This is a genomic window from Aeromonas sp. ZOR0001, assembly GCF_000801015.1.
Classification (GTDB): domain Bacteria; phylum Pseudomonadota; class Gammaproteobacteria; order Enterobacterales; family Aeromonadaceae; genus Aeromonas; species Aeromonas veronii.
Window position 1 is genome coordinate 104,639 of sequence record NZ_JRJY01000080.1, and the last position, 16,196, is coordinate 120,834.

Annotated in this window: 17 protein-coding genes; 15 read left to right on the forward strand and 2 right to left on the reverse strand. The window is 60.9% G+C overall.

Features of this window, described 5'->3' with window-relative positions; genetic code table 11:
• The coding region (locus L972_RS10330) for a metallopeptidase TldD-related protein (RefSeq protein WP_231560913.1) at positions 1-340 on the forward strand (340 nt) is incomplete at its 5' end.
• A gap of 84 nt (positions 341-424) precedes the next feature.
• Here the strand turns inward: L972_RS10330 and L972_RS10335 are convergent.
• The gene (locus tag L972_RS10335) at positions 425-919 is read right to left on the reverse strand and encodes a zinc ribbon-containing protein (RefSeq protein WP_005335155.1); all 495 of its coding nucleotides are present in this window, start codon (positions 917-919) and stop codon (positions 425-427) included.
• 145 nt (positions 920-1,064) lie between these two features.
• Here L972_RS10335 and leuS point away from each other — a divergent pair, with 145 nt between their 5' ends.
• From leuS to lipA, 14 genes are all read left to right on the forward strand, one after another.
• Complete coding sequence (gene leuS / locus L972_RS10340) at positions 1,065-3,641, forward strand: leucine--tRNA ligase (protein WP_047438049.1); 2,577 nt, start codon at positions 1,065-1,067, stop codon at positions 3,639-3,641.
• 113 nt (positions 3,642-3,754) lie between these two features.
• Entirely contained in the window at positions 3,755-4,237 is a 483-nt protein-coding gene (locus tag L972_RS10345; RefSeq protein ID WP_005335160.1) for an LPS-assembly lipoprotein LptE, read from the forward strand.
• The gene (gene holA / locus L972_RS10350) at positions 4,237-5,274 is read left to right on the forward strand and encodes a DNA polymerase III subunit delta (RefSeq protein ID WP_047438052.1); all 1,038 of its coding nucleotides are present in this window, start codon (positions 4,237-4,239) and stop codon (positions 5,272-5,274) included. Before L972_RS10345 ends, holA begins: the two co-directional genes overlap by 1 nt.
• Positions 5,268-5,918: a nicotinate-nucleotide adenylyltransferase gene (nadD, locus tag L972_RS10355; RefSeq protein WP_047438054.1), complete on the forward strand. Its 651-nt coding sequence runs from the start codon at positions 5,268-5,270 to the stop codon at positions 5,916-5,918. Before holA ends, nadD begins: the two co-directional genes overlap by 7 nt.
• Positions 5,919-6,021: 103 nt before the next feature.
• Complete coding sequence (gene rsfS, locus L972_RS10360; RefSeq protein WP_005335165.1) at positions 6,022-6,363, forward strand: ribosome silencing factor; 342 nt, start codon at positions 6,022-6,024, stop codon at positions 6,361-6,363.
• Positions 6,364-6,382: 19 nt separating this feature from the next.
• The gene (rlmH, locus tag L972_RS10365) at positions 6,383-6,850 is read left to right on the forward strand and encodes a 23S rRNA (pseudouridine(1915)-N(3))-methyltransferase RlmH (protein ID WP_005335166.1); all 468 of its coding nucleotides are present in this window, start codon (positions 6,383-6,385) and stop codon (positions 6,848-6,850) included.
• Positions 6,851-6,953: 103 nt separating this feature from the next.
• Positions 6,954-8,870, forward strand: a complete 1,917-nt coding sequence (mrdA, locus tag L972_RS10370) for a penicillin-binding protein 2 (RefSeq protein WP_040066816.1) — start codon at positions 6,954-6,956, stop codon at positions 8,868-8,870.
• Entirely contained in the window at positions 8,863-9,966 is a 1,104-nt protein-coding gene (gene rodA / locus L972_RS10375) for a rod shape-determining protein RodA (protein WP_005335170.1), read from the forward strand. Before mrdA ends, rodA begins: the two co-directional genes overlap by 8 nt.
• Positions 9,966-10,964: a lytic murein transglycosylase B gene (gene mltB, locus L972_RS10380; protein WP_047438059.1), complete on the forward strand. Its 999-nt coding sequence runs from the start codon at positions 9,966-9,968 to the stop codon at positions 10,962-10,964. Before rodA ends, mltB begins: the two co-directional genes overlap by 1 nt.
• Positions 10,906-11,886 carry a septal ring lytic transglycosylase RlpA family protein gene (locus L972_RS10385; RefSeq protein ID WP_047438061.1) on the forward strand — a complete coding sequence of 327 codons (981 nt, stop codon included), beginning with the start codon at positions 10,906-10,908 and terminating at the stop codon, positions 11,884-11,886. The genes mltB and L972_RS10385 overlap by 59 nt, the downstream gene beginning before the upstream one ends.
• Positions 11,887-12,072: 186 nt before the next feature.
• A complete protein-coding gene (locus L972_RS10390) occupies positions 12,073-13,269 on the forward strand; it encodes a D-alanyl-D-alanine carboxypeptidase family protein (RefSeq protein WP_005335176.1) in 1,197 nt (398 codons plus the stop codon).
• A gap of 292 nt (positions 13,270-13,561) precedes the next feature.
• The gene (gene ybeD, locus L972_RS10395) at positions 13,562-13,825 is read left to right on the forward strand and encodes a DUF493 family protein YbeD (protein ID WP_005335178.1); all 264 of its coding nucleotides are present in this window, start codon (positions 13,562-13,564) and stop codon (positions 13,823-13,825) included.
• A 62-nt stretch (positions 13,826-13,887) separates the two neighbouring features.
• A complete protein-coding gene (gene lipB / locus L972_RS10400; protein WP_047438063.1) occupies positions 13,888-14,565 on the forward strand; it encodes a lipoyl(octanoyl) transferase LipB in 678 nt (225 codons plus the stop codon).
• On the forward strand, positions 14,562-15,527 hold the full coding sequence (gene lipA, locus L972_RS10405; RefSeq protein ID WP_005335190.1) for a lipoyl synthase: 966 nt from the start codon (positions 14,562-14,564) through the stop codon (positions 15,525-15,527). Before lipB ends, lipA begins: the two co-directional genes overlap by 4 nt.
• 107 nt (positions 15,528-15,634) lie before the next feature.
• On the opposite strand, the gene L972_RS10410 is transcribed toward lipA, so the two are convergent.
• A complete protein-coding gene (locus tag L972_RS10410; protein WP_043822183.1) occupies positions 15,635-16,195 on the reverse strand; it encodes an NUDIX domain-containing protein in 561 nt (186 codons plus the stop codon).
• Between the last annotated feature and the right edge of the window lies 1 nt (position 16,196).

Sequence of the window (16,196 nt, forward strand, 5' to 3'; positions counted from 1 at the left end):
CCGCAGCGCCCTCGATGTGACCGCTCGCCATCTGGTGTTTGGCGCGGGCCCCCATAGCGAAGCGGAGGTGCAAAGCGGCGACTATCTGGAGCTGGTCAAGCTGGATGGCCTGCATTCGGGTGCCGATGCGGTGAGCGGCGACTTCTCCTTTGGCGCGTCGGGTTTCCTCTGCCGCGATGGGGTGCGACTGCAGCCGGTGCGCGGCATCACGGTAGCAGGCAACTTCTACCGCCTGCTGGGCGAGCTGGAAGCAGTCGGTGACACCCTGCATCACAACGACGGCAAGGGCTTCTACGCCCCGCAGATCCGTTTTGGCGGCCTCTCCGTCGCGGGCAAGTAAACGCCCCGACGAAACCTGCAAGCAAGAAAAAGGCGCCTGATGGCGCCTTTTTGCTCGTTATCTCGTCCGCCTTGATGGCATGACTCAGGGCGAGAGCGGCTCGCGATGATACTCGGCGCAGCCGCACTCGGGGCAAGTATCAAGCTGCTGGGGATGCAGCACGGTATGGCGCCAGCCACACTGGTCGCACACCATGACCCCGAGCCCTACCCAATCACCCGCTTCGTAAACACCCTTGTGCTCCAGCTCGTCGGCCAGCTCGCGCCACTCCACCTGGGCGCGGTCGGTCACATCCGCCAGCCAGGACCAGGCGGTGTCTTTGAGGGCCAGCATAAAGGCAGACTCTTCCACCTGTGCACTATCGTCATGGCGCCCCTCGTCATAGTTGCCCAGATCCCGCTTCACGTACTCGGCAATGAGCGCCAGTTCGTCCTGGGTCAGGTCGCTGGCAGCCTCCAGATAGGCCTGCACCTTGGCAATCATCCGGTTGAGGCGCTCCCCCTGGAACTCTTCAGTCTCTTGCCACTGTTTTTGCAGCTCGGCAATGAAGGCTTCGTACCCTTTTTGACGTTTGTCCATGGCTCTAACTCCTCTACTAAACCCTGATCTGGCCCGGCTTAAGGCCCAAGGGACGCTGGCGGTTGTTGCCGCCGCAGGATATGGGTATTCTATTGCGATTTCCCAGCTGATTTATCTATTCATTTCACAGATCCGGATGTCACCAATGCAAGAGCAATACGTTCCCCAATCAATCGAACCAGCAGTGCAAAAGCACTGGGATGCCAAGAAAACCTTCAAGGCCGTGGAGAAGGTAGACAAGGAGAAGTTCTACTGCCTGTCCATGTTCCCCTATCCGTCTGGTCGACTACACATGGGGCACGTTCGTAACTACACCATAGGTGATGTGATCTCCCGTTATCAACGCCTCAATGGCAAGAACGTGCTGCAACCCATAGGTTGGGATGCATTCGGTCTGCCGGCCGAGAACGCCGCGATCAAAAACAATACCGCACCGGCGCCCTGGACCTACGAAAACATCGAATACATGAAGAACCAGCTGAAGATGCTGGGTCTGGGTTATGACTGGGATCGTGAAGTCGCCACCTGCAAGCCGGATTACTACCGCTGGGAGCAGTGGTTCTTCACCAAGCTCTACGAGAAGGGTCTGGTCTACAAGAAGACCTCCTCCGTCAACTGGTGCCCGAACGACATGACAGTGCTGGCCAACGAGCAGGTGGTCGACAACTGCTGCTGGCGCTGTGATACCCCGGTGGAGCAGAAAGAGATCCCCCAGTGGTTCATCAAGATCACCGACTACGCTGAAGAGCTGCTCAACGACATCGACAATCTGGAAGGCTGGCCGGAGATGGTCAAGACCATGCAGCGCAACTGGATTGGCCGCTCCGAAGGGGTCAACATCAGCTTTGCCATCGAGGGTCAGGCTGAGCAGCTGGAGGTCTATACCACCCGTCCGGACACCTTCATGGGCGTCACCTATGTCGGTATCGCTGCCGGTCACCCGCTGGCGCTGCAAGCGGCCCAGAACAATCCGGAGCTGGCCGCCTTCATCGAAGAGTGCAAGAACACCAAGGTAGCCGAAGCTGAACTGGCCACCATGGAGAAGAAGGGCATGGCCACCGGCCTCTATGCCATTCACCCGCTGGATGGCCGCAAGGTACCGGTCTGGGTCGCCAACTTCGTGCTGATGAACTACGGCACCGGCGCCGTAATGGCGGTTCCGGCCCACGATCAGCGTGACTTCGAATTCGCCACCAAATATGGCCTCGACATCAAGGCGGTGATCAAGCCGGTTGATGGCGACGTCGACGTGAGCGAAGCGGCTTACACCGAGAAGGGCGTGCTGTTCAACTCCGGCGAGTTTGACGGTCTCGACTTCCAGGGCGCCTTCGATGCCATCGCCAGCAAGCTGGAAGGGCTGGGCAAGGGCAAGCGCACCGTCAACTACCGCCTGCGTGACTGGGGCGTCTCCCGTCAGCGTTACTGGGGCGCCCCCATCCCGATGCTGACCCTGGCTGACGGCACAGTGGTGCCGACACCGGAAGATCAGCTGCCGGTACTGTTGCCGGAAGATGTGGTGATGGATGGTATCCAGAGCCCGATCAAAGCTGATGCCGAGTGGGCCAAGACCACCTACAACGGTCAGGAAGCGTTCCGCGAGACCGATACCTTCGACACCTTTATGGAGTCCTCCTGGTACTACGCGCGCTACTGCTCCCCGGACTACGACAAGGGCATGCTGGATCCGGCTGCTGCCAACCACTGGCTGCCGGTGGATCAGTACATCGGCGGCATCGAGCACGCCTGTATGCACCTGCTCTACGCCCGCTTCTTCCACAAGCTGCTGCGTGACGCTGGCCTCGTGAACAGTGACGAACCGTTCAAGCGCCTGCTCTGTCAGGGCATGGTGCTGGCCGACGCCTTCTACTACAAAGACGAGAAGGGCGGCAACGTCTGGGTCAGCCCGACCGACGTCAAGGTAGAGCGTGACGAGAAGGGTCGTATCACCAAGGCCATCGACAACGAAGGCCGTGAGGTAATGCACTCCGGCATGACCAAGATGTCCAAGTCCAAGAACAACGGCATCGACCCGCAGCTGATGGTCGAGCGTTACGGCGCCGATACCGTCCGTCTGTTCATGATGTTCGCCTCTCCGGCCGAGATGACACTGGAGTGGTCCGACTCCGGCGTAGAGGGTGCCCAGCGCTTCCTGCGTCGCCTGTGGCGCGTCACCTTCGAACACGTCTCCGGTGGCGCCGTTGCCGCGCTGGATGTGGCTGCTCTCACCAACGAGCAGAAAGCGGTACGCCGTGAACTGCACAAGACCATCGCCAAGGTGAGCGATGACGTGGGTCGCCGTCAGACCTTCAACACCGCCATCGCCGCCATCATGGAGCTGATGAACAATCTGGCCAAGCTGGGCAACGACGAGCAGGACCGCGCCCTGATGCAGGAAGCGCTGGAAGCTGTCGTTGTTATGCTCTACCCCATCACCCCGCACATCGGCTTCGAGCTGTGGAAGATGCTGGGCAAGGGCGACGACATCGATCACGCAGCCTGGCCGGTGGCCGATGAAGCGGCCATGGTCGAGACCGAGAAGCTAGTGGTGGTGCAGATCAACGGCAAGATGCGCGGCAAGCTGACCGTGCCGGCCGAGATCAGCCAGGCCGACGTCGAGAAGCTGGCGATGGCCGATGCCTCGGTACAGAAGTTCACCGACGGTCTGACCGTGCGCAAGGTGATCTATGTACCTGGCAAGCTGCTCAATATTGTCGCTAACTAATTGGCTGCCAACTGATTGGTTACCAACTGATCATTGCCAATCTGTGACAGCAAACGGATGATAACGGCGGGCCCTGCGCCCGCCGCTTTCCCTTAATGCAAAGAGGATTTTCTATGGGCACCATCTTCACCCGCTGGATGGCCATCGTGCTGGCTGGTCTGCTGCTGCAAGGCTGCGGCTTTCACATGCGCGGCAACGGCATTCCGAGCGAGCTGATGACCATGAAGGTCGTGGGCGACAACAAGAGCGACTTCTACCGGATGGTTACCACCCGCCTGAAGGCCTCTGGCGTGACCCTGGCCGACAAGGAGGGCATTCCGGTGCTCACTCTGGGCGGCGTAGGCAGCACCAGTCAGGTCGCCTCGGTCAACGCGCTGGGGACGGACACCGAATATGTGCTGGGCTTTGGTACCCAGTTCACCATCTCGGTACCGGGCAAGCCGACTCAGGTCTTCCCCATCAACTTCAACCGCAGCTTCCTCAACAAGCCGGATGCAGCGCTCGCCTCCTCCCGTGAGCAGGAGCAGCTCAACCGCGAGATGCAGGAGCAGGCGGCCAATCAGGTGATCCGGCAGTTGAGTCAGGTCAGCTTCTGATGCGGATCTACCCGGAACAATTTGGTGACCACCTCAAAGCAGGGCTTCGGCCCTGCTATCTCGTTTTTGGCGACGAGCCCCTGCTGCGACTGGAGGCCATCGATGCCATCCGTCAGGTCGCCCGCAAGCAGGGTTTCGATGAGCGCCACACCTTCGTGGTGGAACAGGGGCTGGACTGGAATCAGGTCTACGATGCCTGTCAGGCCATGAGCCTCTTCTCCGCCCGCCAGATCATCGAGCTGGAACTGCCCGCCAAGGTGGACAAGGATCTCGCTGCCCGCATCAGCGAAATTGGCAAGCAGCTTCATCCCGACCTGCTGCTGGTGCTGAGCGGTGGGCGCCTCAACCAGACCCAGATGAAGGCAGCCTGGTTCGACAAGCTCTACCAAATTGGCACCTATGTGCCGGTCAACCATCCGGAACCCAAGTTCTTCCCGCGCTGGATGAGCGCCCGTTTTGCGCGTTTCGGCCTCAAGGCGCTGCCGGATGCCATCAACTTCATGTGCCACTCCTACGAGGGCAACCTGCTGGCCGCCAGTCAGGAGATCGAGAAGCTGACCCTGCTCTCGCCGCCCCAGCCCATCAGCGTCACCTATCTGCAAGAGACCATTATCCGCCACGCCCACTTCACCCCGTTCCAGCTGGTCGATACCCTGCTGGAGGGCAAGGTGAACCGGGCCCAACGCATTCTGGCCGCCCTGCGGGCCGAAGGCACCGAGCCGGGGATGCTGGCCTGGACCCTTTGCCGCGAGCTGGAGCAGCTGACCGAGCTGTCGTTGGCGATGCGCAACGGCCAGCCGCTGGGTGAGCACTTCAGCCGCCTGCGCATCTGGCAGAGCCGCCAGCAGCTCATTCAGCAAGCACTGACCCGTCTGCCGTTTGCCAAGTTGCAGCAACTGTGGCAACTGATGGCCCAGCTGGACGATGCCCAGCGCCGCTTCGATACCGAACAGGCGTGGCTGATGCTGCAGACCATTGCCCTCGGCTTTCGTGATGGCACCCAGCTGCCACTGGTGATGGAGAGCAGCCCGTGCTGAAGGCGCCCATTGGCCTGCTGGGGGGCACGTTCGATCCTATCCATATCGGCCATCTGCGCCCGGCCATCGAGGCGCGCGATGCCCTCGGGTTGGCCGAGATGCGGCTGATCCCGAACCATATCCCGCCCCACCGTGCCAATCCGTTCTGCTCCAGCGAACAGCGCCTTGCCATGGTCAAACTGGCGGCGGCGGAGAACCACCACTTTGTGGTAGATGAGCGGGAGCTGAGACGGGACAAGCCCTCTTACACCATCGATACCCTGATCGAGCTGCGTCGTGAACTGCCCGATACGCCGCTCTGTTTTCTGATGGGGATGGATTCCCTGCTGAGCCTGCCAAGCTGGCATCGCTGGCAGGAGCTGCTCGACCATGCCCATCTGGTGGTGAGCGTGCGGCCGGGCTGGCAACCGGAGTATCCGGCCGGGGTGGCGCAGCTGTTGGCGCGCCATCACACCACGGATGCCTACGCGCTGCATCAGCGTCTGGCCGGTCATATCTGGCTGGCGGACAACCAGCCCATCGAACTGTCAGCCACCCGACTGCGGGCCTTGCTGGATGCGGGGCAAGACACCCGCTACCTCTTGCCCGAGTCGGTTGCGCACTATATTGATCAACAGGGGCTCTACCGCGCCAACCGCCGCTAACCCCTGTCGTAATCCCGCCCCACCCGATGGGAAACGGGAGTGACCATGATATAATCCGCCGCCCTGACGCAAACGCTGCGCGCCGGAATACAGGAGAGACTCATTGCAAGGCCAAGAATTGCATGCCTTTATCATCGACAAGATCGATGACATGAAAGGCCGCGACATCATCACCCTCGATGTACGCGGCAAATCCAGCATTACTGACACCATGATCATCTGTTCCGGCAACTCCAGTCGTCACGTCAGCGCCATTGCCCACCATCTGGCCAGCGAGGCCCGCCACGCGGGTCTGGATCTGCTGAGCGTGGAAGGGCAACTGAGCGGTGAATGGGTGCTGGTAGATATGGGCTCGGTGATCGTGCATGTGATGCAGGATGAACACCGAGACTTCTACCAACTGGAAAAGCTGTGGAGCGGTGCCGCTCAAATGAATACGCAATAAGAGCACAAGTGTAACGACCATGAAGATCCAGTTGATTGCGGTGGGCACCAAGATGCCCGCCTGGGTAGAGCATGGCTTCGAAGAGTATCGTCGCCGCTTCCCCAAAGACATGCCGTTTGAACTCGTCGAGATCGGCGCAGGCAAACGGGGCAAAAATGCCGACATTCCCCGCATCCTGCAGAAGGAAGGGGAAGCCATGCTGGCGGCTGCGGGGCGCTCGCGCATCGTCACCCTCGACATTCCGGGCAAACCCTGGACCACGGAGCAGCTGGCGACCCAGCTGGAGGCTTGGAAACTCGATGGCCGCGATGTCGCGCTGCTGGTAGGCGGGCCGGAAGGCTTGTCACCCGAGTGCAAAGCTGCCGCCGAACAGAGCTGGTCACTGTCACCGCTCACCCTGCCCCATCCGCTGGTGCGGGTGCTGGTGGCAGAGAGCCTCTATCGGGCCTGGAGCATCACCACCAATCATCCGTATCATAGAGAGTGAGCCATGCGTCTCTGGAATCTCACCTCTCATATTCACCCCTATCACAGAGAGTGAACAATGCAGTTCCTGCTCTTATTGCCCCCAAGGGTCTTGAGGTAAAGGCATGCTGAAACAACGCATCGAAATGCGCGATCACAGTGCCGAGGGCAATCTGTTCTTCCGGCGCACCCTGGTAGCCTACATCGGTATCGTCGTGCTGATGCTGGTGCTGCTGGGCAATCTCTATTATCTGCAGGTCGAGTCCTACGACACCTACCAGACTCGCTCCAACTCCAACCGTATCCGCGTGGTACCGGTGGCGCCGCCACGGGGCCTCATCTATGACGCCAACGGCGTGCTGCTGGCGGAAAACCGCCCGGTCTACAGTCTGGAAATTGTGCCGGAAGAGACCAAGGATCTCGAAAAAACCGCCGACCAGCTGATCACCCTGCTGGGTCTGCCAGAGGGCACCAAGGAGAAGTTCCTCGCCGAAGTGAAGCGCCAGCGCCGCTTCAAGCCGGTCCCCCTCTACGAGAAACTGACCGAATATCAGGTAGCCCTCTTCTCGGTCAATCAGCATAACTACCCGGGCGCCAGCATCGAGGCCTACCTCAAGCGCTACTACCCGTTTGGTGACACTCTCACCCACGCTTTGGGCTATGTGGCCAAGATCAATACCCGTGACGTGGAGCGCCTCGAGAAGGAAGAAAAACTCGCCAACTACGCGGCCACCAAGGATATCGGCAAGCAGGGGGTGGAGAAGTATTACGAGGATGAGCTGCACGGTGTGGCGGGCTATCAGGAGGTCGAGGTGAACAACCGCGGCCGGATTGTCCGCACCCTCAAGTTCCAGCCGCCTATTCCCGGCAAGGATATCTACCTCAATATCGACGTGCGGATGCAGCTCAAGGCCCAGCAACTGCTGGCTGGCCAGCGCGGCGCCATCGTGATGATGGACCCGAGAACCGGCGCCATCATCGCCATGGAGTCGAGTCCGAGCTATGACCCCAACCTGTTCGTGACCGGCATCTCCAGCGCCAACTACTCGGCGCTCCTCAACGATCCGGCGCGGCCGCTGGTGAACCGCACCACTCAGGGCATTTATGCCCCCGCCTCCACCGTCAAACCCATGATGTCGGTAATGGGGCTCAACGAGGGGGCCATTACCCCGGGCTACCGCTATTTCGGCGGCCCGAGCTTCTCCATTCCCGGCACCACCAAGAAATTTCGCGACTGGCGTCGCTGGGGACACGGCTGGCTCGATGTCTATCGCGCCATCGAGGTCTCGGCAGATACCTACTTCTACGATCTCGCCTATCGGGTCGGCATCGACAAGATCCACAGCTACATGACCAAGTTCGGCTTCGGTCAGTACAGTGGCGTTGACCTCTATGAAGAGACCAAGGGGGTCATGCCATCCCGTGACTGGAAAATGGCCCGCTGGCGTCAGCCCTGGTATCAGGGGGACACCATCTCCATCGGTATCGGTCAGGGTTACTGGAGCGCCACGCCAATCCAGCTGGCCAAGGCGATCAGCATCCTGACCCAGAATGGTCACGATGTGACCCCGCACCTGCTCAAAAGCACCGCCTCCCAGGCGGGGGTGGTCGATGCACCGATCAACCCGAACATGGCGCTCAAAACCAAGAGTGACAGCTACTGGCAGGTGGCGCGTGAGGGGATGTGGCGAGTGATCAACGGCCACGAGGGTACCGGCCGTCGCGCTTTTGCCAACACCCCCTATGTGGCGGCAGGCAAGTCCGGCACCGCCCAGGTGGTCAACATGAAAGAGAATCAGGTCTACAACGCCAAAACCATGAAGGTAGAGCATCGCGACAATGCCCTGTTTGTCGCCTTTGCCCCCTATGAAACACCCAAGGCAGTCGTGGCGCTGGTGCTGGAGAACGCCGGTGGTGGCAGTACCAATGCGGCCCCCGTTGCTCGCCAGATGCTGGATGCCTATCTGCTACCCCCTGATCCGCAACTGCCACCGGCACCGGAAAAGCCGTCCCAACCGAGTGAGGTCGCTCCCAATGAGTAATTCTGCCCGCCAGCAGAGCATCTGGTACAAGCTGCATATCGACTTGCCCCTGCTGCTCGGTCTGCTGGCCGTGATGACCCTCTCCATGGTGGTGCTCTACTCCGCCTCCGGTCAGGATATGGACTCCATCGTGCGCCAGCTGGTGCGCGGCGGTCTCGCCTTTGCCCTGATGATCGGCCTGGCCCAGCTGCCCCCCTCCCTCTACGCTCGCTGGTCCGTGCCGCTGTTCGCCGTGGTGGTGCTGATGCTGATTGCGGTGGACGTGTTCGGCCACATCGGCAAGGGGGCCCAGCGCTGGCTCGATCTGGGCTTTATGAAGTTCCAGCCCTCCGAGGTGATGAAGCTTTCCATGCCGATCATGGTGGCCGCCTGGCTCAGTCGCCACTCGCTGCCCCCCAAGTTCAGCCATGTGGTGATCGCCCTCATCATGGTGCTGCTGCCCACCCTGCTGATCGCCGCCCAGCCTGACCTTGGCACCTCCATTCTGGTGGCCGCCTCCGGCTTCTTCGTCATCTTCCTGGCGGGGCTCAGCTGGTGGCTGATCGGCTTGGCGGTCCTGCTGATGCTGGCCTTTATGCCGGTGCTCTGGTTCTTCCTGATGCACGACTACCAGCGCCAGCGGGTGCTGATGCTGCTCGACCCGGAGAAAGACCCGCTCGGCCGCGGCTACCACATCATCCAGTCCAAGATTGCCATCGGCTCCGGCGGCGTCTTTGGCAAGGGGTGGCTGCAAGGGACCCAGTCCCAGCTTGAGTTTTTACCAGAACGGCATACCGACTTTATCTTCGCGGTATTTAGCGAGGAGTTCGGTCTGGTGGGGGTTGCCCTGCTGCTGGTGCTCTACCTCTACGTCATCAGCCGTTGCCTGTTTATCTCGATGCAGGCCCAGAACAGTTTCGAGCGACTGCTGGGTGGTGCTATCACCCTCACCTTCTTCGTCTATGTGTTCGTCAACATGGGCATGGTGAGCGGCATCTTGCCGGTGGTGGGGGTGCCCCTGCCGCTGGTGAGCTATGGCGGTACCTCCATGGTGACCCTGATGGCCGGATTCGGTATCCTGATGTCCATCCAGACTCATAGAAGACTGCTCGCCTGATGAGACGGGTTGGATTGCTGCTCTCGCTCGCCACCACGATGGCGACCGCCGCCGTGTCGCCGGATCGGTTGGCCCTGCTCGCCGAACAGCAGCAGGTGCCGCTGGCGGAGCTGCAGGCCGCCGTCGCCCGCGCCCAGTTGCGCCAAGAGGTGCTCGACACCATCAGCAAGCCGTGGGAGGCCAAACCCTGGCATCGCTACCGGCCGCTGTTCGTTACCCCGGATCGGATCCGTGATGGCCAGCAGTTCTGGCAACAACATGCCGAGACGCTGGCCCGCGCGGAGCAGACCTATCGGGTGCCCGCCTCGCTCATCGTGGCCATCATAGGGGTCGAGACCTTCTATGGCCGCCAGATGGGCCGTCATCCGGTGCTCGATAGCCTCTACACCCTGGGATTTCACTACCCGGAGCGCAGCGACTTCTTTGCCAAGGAGTTTGCCCAGCTGGTGGTGCTGGCCAAAGAGGAAGGGTGGCAACTCGATACCCTCAAGGGCTCCTATGCCGGCGCCATGGGGATGGGGCAGTTCATGCCCTCCAGCTATCGCCACTACGCCGTCGATTTTGACGGGGATGGCAAGCGGGATCTGTTTGCCAACCCGGTCGATGCCATCGGCAGCGTGGCCAACTATTTTGCCAGCCACCAGTGGCGCTGGGGCGAATCCGTGGTGGAACCTGCCCAGATCGGGTTGATGGCAGTCGACCCTCTACTCAGGCCTGAGCCCGAGCTAACACAACAGTGGTCAGAACTGGCGGCGGCAGGGATTGAGCTCGCCACGCCGCTGGCCCCACAGACGCCGGTCAAGTTGCTGGCGTTTGCCCAAGCCGATGGACCGGAATACTGGGTCGCACGGCATAACTTTTATGTGATCACCCGCTACAATCGCAGCCCACTCTATGCGATGGCGGTGTATCAACTTAGCCAAGCCATTCAGGAAGCGTATGCATCTTCGTCACAAACTCCTCCCGCTCAGCCTGAGCTTGTTGCTGGCCGCCTGTAGCAGCCAGCCGGAACAGAGCGTCCCCGTCGAGCCACAAGCACCGGTCAGCAAGCCACCCGTTATCGAGATCCCGCAAGCCACCGGCGCCATTCCGCGCCCCGAGCCCCTGAGTGCCAGCGGCAACCGGGACTACTGGATCGGCAAGCAGAAGCACGAGGTGTGGCGCGACATCAAACACTACAGCGAAGAGGGCACCGCCAGCTGGCTGTCGCCGGATCTGGACGGCCAGAAGACCGCCAACGGCGATGTGCTGGACAGCAAGCTGTTCAGTGCCGCCCACCGCAACCTGCCCATCCCGAGCTATGTGCGGGTCACCAATCTGGACAACGGGCTGGAGACCATAGTGCGGGTCAACGATCGCGGTCCCTTCAACAGCCCGCGCCTGATCGACCTCTCCTACGCAGCGGCCAAGCAGCTGGAGATGGTCGATAGCGGTGAGGCCCGAGTACGGCTGGAGCTGATCAGCGACACCCCGGACCAGATGGTGATCATGGAACCGATGAAGCCCATCGAAATGACTCCGACCACTCCGGCTGCGGCCTCCAACACGCTGTCGCAAGATGGCTTCCTGGGTGAACCAACCGCACTGGCGATGGCCACTCCCGCCGCCGAACCCGCCCCCGTCAAGGCGCCCGCGGCCACACCCGCCAAAGCGGCACCTGTCAAACCAGCGCCAGCCAAGGCTGCAGCGCCCGCCAGCAGTGGTGATGGCAAGATGATCCAGGTACTGGCCAGCGGCTCCCGGGATCGGGCCGAGGCGATGGGCAAGGTGATGACCCAGCGTTACGGCGTGCCTTATCGGATCGATGCTCATGGCGCCATTTTCCGGGTGCTGATTGGCCCGGTCGCCGCCGACCAGCAGGCAAGTGTGCTGGAAAAAGTACGTCAGGGCGGGCTGGAACAGGCCTTTATCGTGCCCTGATCGCCCCACTTTGCCGCGGATGTGACTAACCGCTTACTCACTGTCATCACGTCGTTTTATGGCGTGATGACAGTGAGTGATGGATAAAAAACCAGTTCTGATCGCCATCTCGGGCTATAACCTGCGGGCGCATCTGGTATAGTTAGGCCCGCATTTTATCCCCATCTGGCTCGCAGGAATTTCAAGATGTCCAAATTTGCCCGTTCAGTTCTTCTGGCCTCACTGATCAGCGTAACCGCCCAGGCCAATACGCCGGTGCCGACACCGACCCCGAATGCCATGCCCATGGTGGTTCCCGCCGCGCCGGAGATCTCCGCCAAGGCTCATATTCTGATCGACTACTACTCAGGTCAGGTGCTGGCCGAGCAGAACGCCGAAGAGCGTCTGCCGCCCGCCAGTCTGACCAAGATGATGACCTCCTACATCATCGGCCAGGAGCTGCTGAAGGGGAACATCAAGCGCACCGACATGGTAACCATCAGCCAGAACGCCTGGTCCAAGAACTACTCCGACTCTTCCAAGATGTTTATCGAGGTGGGCAAGCAGGTCTCCGTCGATGATCTCAACAAGGGCATCATCATCCAGTCCGGCAACGACGCCTGCGTCGCCATGGCCGAATTCCTGGCGGGCAGCACCGACTCCTTCGCCAGCCTGATGAACAGCTGGGCCGCCAAGCTTGGCATGAACGACAGCCACTTCATGAACCCGCACGGCCTGGATGCGGAAGGTCACTACAGTACCGCTCACGACATGGCCCGTCTGGGTCAGGCGCTGATCCGCGACCTGCCGGAGGAGTACAAGATCTACTCCCAGAAATCCTTCGTGTTCAACGGCATTACCCAGCACAACCGCAACCGCCTGCTGTGGGATCAATCCCTGCAAGTGGATGGCATCAAGACCGGCCACGTCAGCCAGGTCGGCTATAACCTGGTCTCCTCTGCCACCAACAACGAAGGCATGCGCCTGATCGCCGTGGTACTGGGCGCCAGCAGCGAAGCCTCCCGCGCCGCCGAGAGCAAAAAACTGCTCACCTATGGCTTCCGCTTCTTCCAGAGCCTGACCCCGTACAAGGCAGGCACCGAGCTGGTCACCCAGAAGATCTGGATGGGCGACAAACCGGAAGTGAAACTGGGCGTCGACAAAGATGTCTCCGTGCTGGTCACCCGCGGTCAGGGTAACAACCTGAAGGCTGACTTCCAGCTCGACAGCGAGCTGAAAGCGCCGCTGGCCAAGGGTCAGCGCGTCGGTACCGTGTTCCTGAAACAGGGTGACAAAGAGATCAAGCAGGTGCCGCTGGTCGCCCTGGAAGAGGTGCAGGAAGGTGGCTTGATGAGCCGTCTGTGGGACTATCTGGTACTGCTGGTCACCAGCTGGTTCAAGTAATCCAACGCACAATCCTCACCAAACAGCGGCGCCAACAGGCGCCGCTGCTGTCTGTGACCGGCAAAGGCAGTGAATAACCCTGTAAACTGCAGGTTCCGCCTTACCCTGATTTGTGGTAAAAAGCAGCACTTCCATCCTTGTCTGACCGATCCTGGCCTTGATCCCGGTCCGGGCTGCGCCCATATAGTTATGAGCCGTGCCCATATAGACTTGAAATGGCGGCCTCCACGGGCCATCGGCCACTAGCCATCCAAGATGAAGTCATCCCGGTGATGACGCAAAAGGTGAGTAAATGAATACCAAGTTTGATGAACTGCTGGAGTTTCCCTGCAAATTCCCGTTCAAGGTACTCGGCGTTGCCGACCCGGCACTGCCGGAAATGGTGGTTGAAGTGCTGCAGCAGCACGCCCCCGGCACTTACAGCCCGACAGTCCAGCCCAGCTCCAAGGGCAACTACCACTCGGTCCGCGTGACCGTGACCGCCCAGAGCAAAGAGCACATCGAAGCGATGTACCACGCCCTTGGCAAGATCGAGCTGGTGAAATACGTACTGTAATTTCTCTCTCGCCCCGTTCTGCGGGGCGACTGTTTTTGGCCGCAGCACGCCGCGAGGACGCCATGTCATCCCAGATCCCCGCCCAGTCCAGCCTGATTGTCAGGCAGCTGGGTCGCCGCCCCTACCAGTCGGTATGGGACGCCATGAAAGCCTTCACCGACAGCCGCACCAGCGACACCCCGGACGAGTTCTGGGTGGTCGAGCACGATCCCGTCTACACCCAGGGTCAGGCCGGCAAGGCCGAACACCTGCTCAATCCGGGCAATATCCCGGTGGTGCAGAGCGATCGAGGCGGTCAGGTGACCTATCACGGCCCGGGCCAGCTGGTACTCTACGTACTGGTGGATGTCCGCCGCTGCAAATTCTCGGTTCGCGAGCTGGTGACCGCGCTGGAGACAGCCATCATCAACACCCTCGCCAAAAGCGATATTCAGGCTTATGCCAAGGCCGATGCCCCCGGGGTCTATGTGAAAAATGACCTTGGCATGGAGGCAAAACTGGCCTCGCTGGGTCTGCGCATCCGCAAGGGGTGCTCGTTCCACGGGCTGGCCCTCAACATCAACATGGACATGACTCCCTTCCTGCACATCAATCCGTGCGGCTATGCGGGCATGGCCATGACCCAGACCAGCGCCCTGGGCGGCCCGCAGAGCGTGGCCGAGGCGCAATCCATTCTGGTGGCCGAACTGGCCCGCCTGATTGGCTACCAAACAATAACAAACACCGAGAGTGAATCATGAGCAAACCCGTTCGTATGGAGCCGGGCGTCAAGCTGCGCGATGGCGACAAGATGGCCCTGATCCCGGTGAAATTCATGCCGGATCCCAACGAGGAACTTCTTCGCAAGCCGGACTGGATGCGGATCAAGCTGCCTCCCTCCAGCCAGAAGATCGAGCACATCAAGAGCACCCTGCGCAAGAACAAGCTGCACTCGGTATGTGAAGAGGCCTCCTGCCCCAATCTGGCGGAGTGCTTCAACCATGGCACCGCCACCTTCATGATCATGGGCGCCATCTGCACCCGTCGCTGCCCCTTCTGCGATGTGGCCCACGGCCGCCCGCTGGCACTCGATCCGGAGGAGCCGAAGAAGCTGGCGCTGACCATCAAGGAGATGAACCTCAAGTATGTGGTGATCACCTCGGTGGACCGCGACGATCTGCGCGACGGCGGTGCTCAGCACTTCGCCGACTGCATCCGCGAGATCCGCGAGCACAGCCCGCAGACCCGCATCGAGATCCTGACCCCGGACTTCCGTGGCCGGATGGAGCAGGCACTGGAGGTGTTCCGCGAGACCCCGCCGGACGTCTTCAACCACAACCTGGAAACCGCGCCGCGCATGTATCGCGTCGCTCGCCCGGGTGCCGACTACAAGTGGTCGCTGGAGCTGCTGCGCCGCATCAAGGAGATGCACCCCCACGTACCGACCAAATCCGGTCTGATGATGGGCCTTGGCGAGACCAACGAAGAGATCGTTGAGGTGCTCAAGGATCTGCGCGCCCACGGCGTCAACATGCTGACCCTGGGTCAGTATCTGCAGCCGAGCCGCCACCACCTGCCGGTCAAGCGCTACGTGCCGCCAGCAGAGTTTGACGAGCTGAAAGATGTCGCCATGGAGCTGGGCTTTACCCACGCCGCCTGCGGTCCTTTCGTGCGCTCCTCCTACCATGCTGATCTGCAAGCCAAGGGCGAAGAGGTCAAATGATCTCGCACGACAGAGTGGCCAAGTAACCGCCACCCTCGCAATAAAAAAGAGCGCCTATTGGCGCTCTTTTTGTTGGTGTCACTGACCGTTGCGGCTTGATGTACTCATCAGCCATGGTCGAAGATCCCCTGCTGATGCCAGCGTTGCAGCTGGGCCAGTACCCGGGTCTCTCGCGCCGTCCACTGGGGACAGGGTCCCGCCAGCTGGGTCTTGTTGGTCTGCAGCGCCTCGTCGAGGGCAAACCAGCCGGGCACGAAGCCAAGGCGGATCTCGTAGGGCTGTGGCTGCGGGGCCACCAGCTGATCGCCAATCCGGCACAAGTAGTAGAGCGAACGGATGCAGTAAGCATCGAACCCCGGCTCGCGGGCGGCGCGGTATTCACGGGTCTCGCCAAGCAGGCCCCCCACTTCCCGCAGCTCGGCACCACACTCCTCCAGCAGCTCGCGAGCGAGCGCCACATGGTGGCTCTCCCCCGCTTCAATGCCGCCCCCGGGGAACATCAGATCGCCGTTGACCCGGGAGTGGACCAGCAGCAGCTCGTCGCCACGGGGCACCACGGCACGCACCGTGAGGCGCTCCAGAGTACGGCCATCGGTACGTACCTCGCCATGAACGAAAGAGAGATCGAACGGATTGGGCCAGCAGCTGGCCGGAGATAGCGTCGTCATC

Excerpts from the sequence above, each read along its gene's own strand:
- ybeD (WP_005335178.1), top strand. The coding sequence starts at position 13,562 with ATGAATACCAAGTTTGATGAACTGCTGGAGTTTCCCTGCAAATTCCCG.
- lipA (WP_005335190.1), top strand. The coding sequence starts at position 14,562 with ATGAGCAAACCCGTTCGTATGGAGCCGGGCGTCAAGCTGCGCGATGGC.
- mrdA (WP_040066816.1), top strand. The coding sequence starts at position 6,954 with ATGCTGAAACAACGCATCGAAATGCGCGATCACAGTGCCGAGGGCAAT.
- mltB (WP_047438059.1), top strand. The coding sequence starts at position 9,966 with ATGAGACGGGTTGGATTGCTGCTCTCGCTCGCCACCACGATGGCGACC.
- leuS (WP_047438049.1), top strand. The coding sequence starts at position 1,065 with ATGCAAGAGCAATACGTTCCCCAATCAATCGAACCAGCAGTGCAAAAG.
- L972_RS10410 (WP_043822183.1), bottom strand. The coding sequence starts at position 16,195 with ATGACGACGCTATCTCCGGCCAGCTGCTGGCCCAATCCGTTCGATCTC.
- L972_RS10390 (WP_005335176.1), top strand. The coding sequence starts at position 12,073 with ATGTCCAAATTTGCCCGTTCAGTTCTTCTGGCCTCACTGATCAGCGTA.
- L972_RS10345 (WP_005335160.1), top strand. The coding sequence starts at position 3,755 with ATGGGCACCATCTTCACCCGCTGGATGGCCATCGTGCTGGCTGGTCTG.
- L972_RS10385 (WP_047438061.1), top strand. The coding sequence starts at position 10,906 with ATGCATCTTCGTCACAAACTCCTCCCGCTCAGCCTGAGCTTGTTGCTG.
- L972_RS10335 (WP_005335155.1), bottom strand. The coding sequence starts at position 919 with ATGGACAAACGTCAAAAAGGGTACGAAGCCTTCATTGCCGAGCTGCAA.
- rodA (WP_005335170.1), top strand. The coding sequence starts at position 8,863 with ATGAGTAATTCTGCCCGCCAGCAGAGCATCTGGTACAAGCTGCATATC.
- holA (WP_047438052.1), top strand. The coding sequence starts at position 4,237 with ATGCGGATCTACCCGGAACAATTTGGTGACCACCTCAAAGCAGGGCTT.
- lipB (WP_047438063.1), top strand. The coding sequence starts at position 13,888 with ATGTCATCCCAGATCCCCGCCCAGTCCAGCCTGATTGTCAGGCAGCTG.
- rlmH (WP_005335166.1), top strand. The coding sequence starts at position 6,383 with ATGAAGATCCAGTTGATTGCGGTGGGCACCAAGATGCCCGCCTGGGTA.